We start from the raw sequence: 6,532 nt of genomic DNA on the forward strand, positions 1-6,532 counted from the left end.
TCGAGAACGCGATCCTCAACCTCGCCATCAACGCCCGCGACGCGATGCCGGAGGGCGGGCGCCTCACCATCGAGACCGCCAACGCCCATCTCGACGATTCCTACGTCGCGAGCGAGATCGGGGTTCGGGCAGGGCAGTACGTCTGCGTCGGCGTCAGCGATACCGGCGCCGGCATGCCGCCGGAGGTGATCGCGCGGGCCTTCGACCCGTTCTTCACCACCAAGCCATTGGGCCAGGGCACGGGCCTGGGACTCTCGATGATCTACGGCTTCGCCAAGCAATCCGACGGGCACGTGCGGATCTATTCCGAGGTCGGCCACGGCACGACGGTCAAGCTCTACCTGCCTCGCCATCTCGGCCGGGCCGCGGACGAGTCGGCGCCGGCCAAGGGCCTGCCGGTGCCGCGGGCCGAGCACGGCGAGACGGTGCTGGTGGTGGAGGACGATTCGACCGTGCGGGCGCTGATCGGCGAGACCCTGACCGAGCTCGGCTACCGGGTGATCGAGGCGCCCGACGGGCAGACCGGCCTGCGCCTTCTCGAGGCGCCCGGGCGGATCGACCTCGTCGTCACCGATGTCGGCCTGCCGGGCCTCAACGGCCGCCGGATGATCGACGAGGCCCTGGCGGCGCGCCCGCGCCTGCGGGTGCTGTTCATCACCGGCTACGCCGAGAACGCCGCCTTCGGCAACGGCCACCTCGCGCCCGGCATGCGGATGATCACCAAGCCCTTCTCGATCGACGCCTTCGCCGCCAAGGTCCGGGCGATGATCGAGCCGGGACGGGACTGACGGCGGACCGGAAACGGCGAGGCTTTCTCGCGCCGTTTGCTGTAGGGTAGGATTCGGCCCACCCCGAACGGGGCCGTCCCCGCCGAGACGAAGACCCGGATTCCCCTTGCCCCAACCGCCGCTCCGCGTCTTCCTGGCCCTCGGTCTCGGGGCCTCGGGCCTGGTGGCGACCCTGGTGCTCGCCCTGGTGGCCTCCCGGGTGGCGAGCCAGCGGCTCGAGGCGCGCATCGAATCCGAGCTCGCCGACGTCGCCACCACCATGGCGGGCCGGCTCGACCGCGGTCTGTTCGAGCGCTGGCGCGACATGGTGATCCTGGCCGAGAACGACACCATCCGCGATCCCGACGCGCCGGTGGAGCGCAAGCGCCGGGTGCTGCGGCGGGCGCAGGAGACCTATCCCGACTACGCGATCATCGGGCTGATCGACGCCGCCGGCACGGTCGCGGCGACGAGCACCGGCGCGCTCGAAGGGATCGACGTCGCGCACCGGGAGTATTTCACGAAAGGGCAGCTCGGGCCCTTCGTCGGCGACGTGCACGACGCCCTCCTGCTGGCGCGGCTGACGCCCGGCCGCGACCCTGCCGACCCGCCGCGGGTGCTCGACATCGCCGCCCCGGTCCGGGGCGACGACGGCCGCCTCGTCGGGGTCGTCTCGGGCCATCTCGACTGGGCCTGGGCGCGGGGGGTCGAGGCGTCCCTGCGCGAGACCTCGGCCGGGGCGCGCGACGTCACCGCCCTGGTGCTCGCCCGCGACGGCACGGTACTGCTCGGCCCGGACTCGTTGCGCCGCGCGGGCCTGCCGCCGGATCTGCCGAGCGTCGCGGCGGCGCGGGCGGGCCACGCCGGCACCGAGGCCGAGACCTGGCCGGATGGCCGGCGCTACCTCACCGGCTACCGGCCGACCCGGGGCTATCGCGGCTTCCCGGGCCTCGGCTGGAGCGTGCTGGTGCGCCAGGACGCCGGCACCGCCTTCGCGGCGGTGACGGAGCTGCGCCGGCAGATCCTGCTCTGGGGCCTCGTCGTCGCCACGGTGGCGGCGGGCATCGGCTGGTTCGCCGCCGGATTGCTCGCCCGGCCCCTGCGCCGCCTCGCGGTCGCCGCTGCCTCGCTCGGCCGGGGCGAACCGGTCGAGGTGCCGGTCTCCGCCGTGCGCGAGGCGCAGGCGATCAGCCACGCCTTCACCGCCGCGGCCCGTACCCTGCGCCAGCAGGAGGAGGAGCGCCGGGCAGCCGATGCGCGCCAGGAGCTGCTGATCCACGAGCTCAATCACCGGGTGAAGAACACCCTCGCCACCGTGCAGTCGATGGCGCGCCAGACCGCCCGCAGCGCCGCCTCCCTCGACGACTTCACCGGCAGCTTCGAATCCCGGCTCCTGGCGATGTCCCAGACCCACAACGTCCTCACCGCCAACCACTGGGAGGGAGCGGGCCTGCGCGGCATCCTGTCGGCGGAGCTGGAGCCCTATGCCGGCGGCCGGGCCGACCGCATCCGCCTCGAGGGACCGCCCGTCTCCCTCACCCCCGCCGTGGCCCTGCCCCTCGGGATGGCGATCCACGAGCTCGCCACCAACGCGGCGAAGTACGGCGCACTCTCGGTCGAGACCGGGCAGGTGACGGTGGCGTGGCAGGTGGACCGGCAGGCCGGCACGGAGATGCTGTCCTTGCGCTGGCGCGAGAGCGGCGGTCCCCCGGTGGCGCCGCCGGCCCGGACGGGCTTCGGCACGCGGCTGATCCGCACCAGCCTGGAGCGGGAGCTCGCCGGCGAGGTCCGCCTCGACTACGCGGAGGCCGGCCTCGCCTGCCGGATCGCTGTACCGCTCGCGGCCCGGACCGAGGCGGCGTGACCTGTCATCGACCGTACGGGTAGCAGCGGCCGCGGTCGAGCGGGATACCGAGATGCGTCGCCAGCACCCGGATCGCCTCGCCGTGCTCGACGTACGGATCGCGGTTGCCGATGCCGACGACGATCGGGCAGCCCGCTCCCCACGGCACCATGGCGGTGGCGAGCCCGTTGCCCTCCGGGTCGCGCAGGGTGAAGAAGCGCGGCATGGTCCGGCGCAGATGCGCCTTGAGGCCGATCTGCTGCTCGATGAACGGGCCGGAGGGCGGCACGTAGGAGGCCTCTGCCCGGGTTTGCGCCTGCCGGAAGTGCTTTTCGACGGCGTGACCCATCAGGGCCGATTCCTGGATCGCTTCCGCCTCGGTCTCGATCTGGAACCAGGTCTTTCCGCCCGGGACGTCGCAGACATAGTCCATCGCTCACCTCGGCGGCCGGTCCGGGCCGTGGCCCTACCCTCCCAATGTAGGCGCGAACAGGCGGGTTTTGAAGCGCCGGTGCGGCCCTAAGCCCTTGTGGGGGCGCGCACTGGCACGTGAGTCGGGCCGCCCGGCCTCAGCCCTGCCGCAGGGTGGCGCGCCCTTGCGCGGTGATGCGCCAGGCGGCCGAGGCGCCGCCGGGCAACGGGCCGGGCTGCTCGCCCAGGAACAGCAGATGGCCGTCATTCTCCAGGGCGCAGAGCCGGCTGTGGTCGCCGGGCCAGGCCCGGTCCGGCTCGCGCCGGAGCGTGATGCGGCCCTCCGCCGCGAGGGCGGCGCGGTTCAGGAGGCGGCGTCGGTGATCGATCATCGCGTCGGATCCTTTCCGGATTGGGGCGGCCATGCGCATGGGCCCGGCACGGGAGCGACGGGCGGCACGGCCGGAGGGACGCGGCACGCGCGTCCGGTCGGGACGAGAGGCGCCTGCGCCTCGGGATCGGGGATGGCGCCGCTCGCGAGCGGCACGCTGATCCAGTCGGCCGGTCACGCGTTGCGTGCGGGCAGCCTAAGCGTAGCAGTTCGCAGGCGGGATGCAACCTGGATCGGTTCGGAACCGTCACCGGCCATCGCCACCGCCGGATCGACGGGCGGTGGGACAGCACGCCGTCTGCGACGCGGCGGACTCACCGAAACGACGGCGGGATCCCGGTCCTCGACGACGTCCGCGGGCCGACCGAGAGACCGGCGGGAACTTGCGGCGCGAGGCCGATGCGGCCGCGAGGTCTGCCCGGTCTGCGGCGGCGGCGGGTCAACCCGCGCCGGTGAGGAGCCGGGCGGCCTGCTCCCAGCCGCCGAGGAGGTCCGCCCCCGCGCAGGCGAGCCCCAGGCCGAGCAGGGCGAGACCGAAGGCGATGTGGCCGACCGCCTCGAGCGGGCGCCAGCCGTAGCGGCAGAGCTGCGAGTACATGGATCGCCCACTGCGCCGTCATCGTTAATATTTGGTTACTGTGGATCGGGGGCGGCGCACGACACGCTGCGGCCGTTCGGCGTGGAACACCCGTCGCAGGCACGATCCACGGATGCGCCTGCGTGATCCTTGTGACGTTGGCGGCCGACCTCCACGCGGTCATGGCCGAGTGGAGAATGCTCGGGCGGTGGACGGCCAACCGGACCGGACCGATCGCGATGTCCGGGAGGATCCCGATCTGGGAGAGCACGCGACGACCGGCGGCGCCTCCCCGCAGAAGCATCCCGACCGGCGCGCGCGATGCCGCGGTCGCAGCCCACCTCGCGATCCGGGGACGCCGGCTGGTGCCGGAGGTCGGGCAGGAGCGTCTCGGCGTCGCCGCGGCCGTCCCGGCACATTGGTGGTCAGAGGAGGAGATCGCGGGTGAGGGTGCGACACCGGCCCGTCGGTGGAATGCCGTGAAGACGGCAATCCTGTCGGTGTCGGTCGGATGAGCGCTTCAGCCGACCGCGCCCTCGCTCCTGCCCTGATCCTCTGGCATGCGCTGGCATTGTTGGGGCAGGCGGCGAGGCAGCTGGATGAAAGGGGCTTGCGTCAAGTGATTCGTCCCGTGACGAGAGGCAGGCCGTGCCCCCTCCTGCCAACCTCAAGCCCGTCGGCGCCATCGGCCGTGAGCTGCACGAGCACTCACGCACCCGAAGCCAGGACTGCTCGACAGGGAAGAATGTGGATCCCGGTGATCCATCTGCCCCCGATTTGCTCCGAACAGCTCGTCAGGTGCATGGGACTTCGCAGCGATGAACGACAGGAGCGATATTTATCCGTGATAGCGATTACAGTTGCACAACGCTAATTTTTTTGTCACGGTGCGTCGGCCACGATCGGAGAATACAATGAAAATTTGGCTTGCTTCGTACCCTAGGTCTGGGAATACATTCATGCGGATAATCATGCGGCAGTGTTTTGGTATCGAAGCATCGTCAATTTATCCGGAGGGCAAAAAAATTTGATAAACCCTGCTTTGTTAGAACATATCGGCAACACCGATGGTAATACTCACCCCAACAATGACATTGACATTGTAAAAACACACGAACTTAATATTGATGAGAATAAATCAATTTATATTGCCAGAGACGGAAGATCGTCAGTAGTGTCTTATATGCACTTTCTGCAATCCTTCGAGGGTTCTAACATCGACTTACCTAAGATCATCGCTGGCATGGCTTGGCCAAGCTCTTGGGCGGAACACGTGCGCTCGTGGGACCCAATCAACCGTCCCAACACTCTGCTGGTCAAGTACGAAGATATGGTTTCAGATGTCAATGTCGTTATAGAAAAAGTGGGATCATTCATTGGAGCAGAAAAACTTAGAGGGTTCGATATCAAATTCGATGTACTGCATCAACACGCCCCTTTGTTTTTTAGAAGCGGCAACAACGAAGATGCGATCAAAGAAATATCGCCGCACATCGATTTGTTTGACCGATACAATGGCGATATGATGAAATATATGGGCTACTATTGATGTCAGGAATATTGTATCTGGTAGCAGAATCAGCGCGGCCTCTCGATGTAGATCCAAATCGAGCCTCGACAACAAAAGGCGTCTGGCCGCGTGCGCTGACTGATCGCCGACAAGGGCTGCGATGCCGAATGGCTGCGCCAGGATCTGCGCCACCAGAGCATCAGCGTGGTCATTCAGCGTGGTCATTCCTGGCACCCGCACCCGCAAAAGCAAGATCCGCCTCGACGAGCGGCGTGAACCGCCCCTGGTTTCCCGGAGGCTCCCCCTTCTGAGAGGATGGAGCCATGACGAAGCGAACAACCCCTTTTTCGCCTGAGGTGCACGAGCGCGCGGTGCGGATGGTGCGCGACCATGAAGGCGAGCACGGCTCGCAGTGGTCGGCGATCCAGTCGATTGCCGCGAAGATCGGCTGCTCGGGCGAGACGCTGCGGAACTGGGTGCGCCAGTCCGAGCGTGATCAGGGCGTGTGTCCTAGCCAGACGATGGACGAGCGCGAGCGGATCAAGGCGATGGAGCGAGAGGTTCGCGAGCTACGCCAAGCCAACGAGATCCTGCGCAAGGCCAGTGCGTATTTTGCCATGGCGGAGCTCGACCGCCGGTCTCGGCCATGATCAGCGTCATCGACAATCATCGGGAGGTCTATGGGGTCGTCCCTCGATAGGCTCGGGATGAGGTTGATCTGCAGGGTGCTGCCGATCGCCCCGTCGACCTACTACATGCACGCCGCCCGGCGTGCCGATCCCGGGAAGCAACCGGTTCGTGCGCGCAGCGACGCCGCGTTGATGATCGAGATCCAGCGCGTGTTCGAGGCCAACTTCTGCGTCTACGGCGTGCGGAAGATCTGACGGCAACTGGCCCGGGAGAGGATCGTGACCGCGCGATGCACGGTGGCGGGGCTGATGCGCCGATTGGGCTTGGCGGGGGTGGTGCGGGGCAGGAGCGTGCGCACCACGATCTCCGACCCGGGCGCAGCTTGCCCCCTCGACCGCGTCAA

General features: G+C 68.2%; 7 protein-coding genes, 2 pseudogenes and 1 other annotated feature. Of the genes and pseudogenes, 5 read left to right on the forward strand and 4 right to left on the reverse strand.

Annotated features, from left to right (window positions below; genetic code table 11):
- Together ABZT49_RS15155 and ABZT49_RS15160 are read left to right on the forward strand one after the other, a co-directional pair.
- On the forward strand, nucleotides 1-788 hold a 788-nt coding region (locus ABZT49_RS15155; RefSeq protein WP_355286858.1), incomplete at its 5' end, for an ATP-binding protein.
- Between the two features lie 106 nt (nucleotides 789-894).
- A complete protein-coding gene (locus ABZT49_RS15160) occupies nucleotides 895-2,631 on the forward strand; it encodes an HWE histidine kinase domain-containing protein (protein WP_355286859.1) in 1,737 nt (578 codons plus the stop codon).
- Nucleotides 2,632-2,635: 4 nt separating this feature from the next.
- Here the strand turns inward: ABZT49_RS15160 and ABZT49_RS15165 are convergent, their stop codons facing one another.
- From ABZT49_RS15165 to ABZT49_RS15175, 3 genes are all read right to left on the reverse strand, one after another.
- Nucleotides 2,636-3,043 carry a hypothetical protein gene (locus ABZT49_RS15165; protein ID WP_355286860.1) on the reverse strand — a complete coding sequence of 136 codons (408 nt, stop codon included), beginning with the start codon at nucleotides 3,041-3,043 and terminating at the stop codon, nucleotides 2,636-2,638.
- 136 nt (nucleotides 3,044-3,179) lie between these two features.
- Nucleotides 3,180-3,413 (reverse strand): hypothetical protein, encoded by a 234-nt coding sequence (locus ABZT49_RS15170; RefSeq protein ID WP_355286861.1) that lies wholly within the window; start codon nucleotides 3,411-3,413, stop codon nucleotides 3,180-3,182.
- Nucleotides 3,414-3,851: 438 nt separating this feature from the next.
- Entirely contained in the window at nucleotides 3,852-4,010 is a 159-nt protein-coding gene (locus ABZT49_RS15175; protein ID WP_355286862.1) for a hypothetical protein, read from the reverse strand.
- Between the two features lie 122 nt (nucleotides 4,011-4,132).
- Between ABZT49_RS15175 and ABZT49_RS15180 the strand changes: the two genes are divergently transcribed.
- Together ABZT49_RS15180 and ABZT49_RS15185 are read left to right on the forward strand one after the other, a co-directional pair.
- Complete coding sequence (locus ABZT49_RS15180; protein WP_355286863.1) at nucleotides 4,133-4,504, forward strand: hypothetical protein; 372 nt, start codon at nucleotides 4,133-4,135, stop codon at nucleotides 4,502-4,504.
- A gap of 668 nt (nucleotides 4,505-5,172) precedes the next feature.
- Nucleotides 5,173-5,316 (forward strand): annotated as a pseudogene (locus tag ABZT49_RS15185) (hypothetical protein); the annotation flags it as partial.
- A gap of 42 nt (nucleotides 5,317-5,358) precedes the next feature.
- Here ABZT49_RS15185 and ABZT49_RS15190 read toward each other — a convergent pair.
- Entirely contained in the window at nucleotides 5,359-5,724 is a 366-nt protein-coding gene (locus tag ABZT49_RS15190; protein ID WP_355286864.1) for a hypothetical protein, read from the reverse strand.
- 98 nt (nucleotides 5,725-5,822) lie between these two features.
- Here ABZT49_RS15190 and ABZT49_RS15195 point away from each other — a divergent pair.
- Nucleotides 5,823-6,532 (forward strand): annotated as a pseudogene (locus ABZT49_RS15195) (IS3 family transposase); the annotation flags it as partial.
- Nucleotides 6,104-6,242: a sequence feature (AL1L pseudoknot), on the forward strand. It overlaps the preceding pseudogene by 139 nt.

The sequence above is a fragment of the Methylobacterium sp. EM32 genome (assembly GCF_040593685.1).
GTDB lineage: Bacteria > Pseudomonadota > Alphaproteobacteria > Rhizobiales > Beijerinckiaceae > Methylobacterium.

Excerpts from the sequence above, each read along its gene's own strand:
- ABZT49_RS15175 (WP_355286862.1), bottom strand. The coding sequence starts at position 4,010 with ATGTACTCGCAGCTCTGCCGCTACGGCTGGCGCCCGCTCGAGGCGGTC.
- ABZT49_RS15190 (WP_355286864.1), bottom strand. The coding sequence starts at position 5,724 with ATGACCACGCTGAATGACCACGCTGATGCTCTGGTGGCGCAGATCCTG.
- ABZT49_RS15165 (WP_355286860.1), bottom strand. The coding sequence starts at position 3,043 with ATGGACTATGTCTGCGACGTCCCGGGCGGAAAGACCTGGTTCCAGATC.
- ABZT49_RS15170 (WP_355286861.1), bottom strand. The coding sequence starts at position 3,413 with ATGATCGATCACCGACGCCGCCTCCTGAACCGCGCCGCCCTCGCGGCG.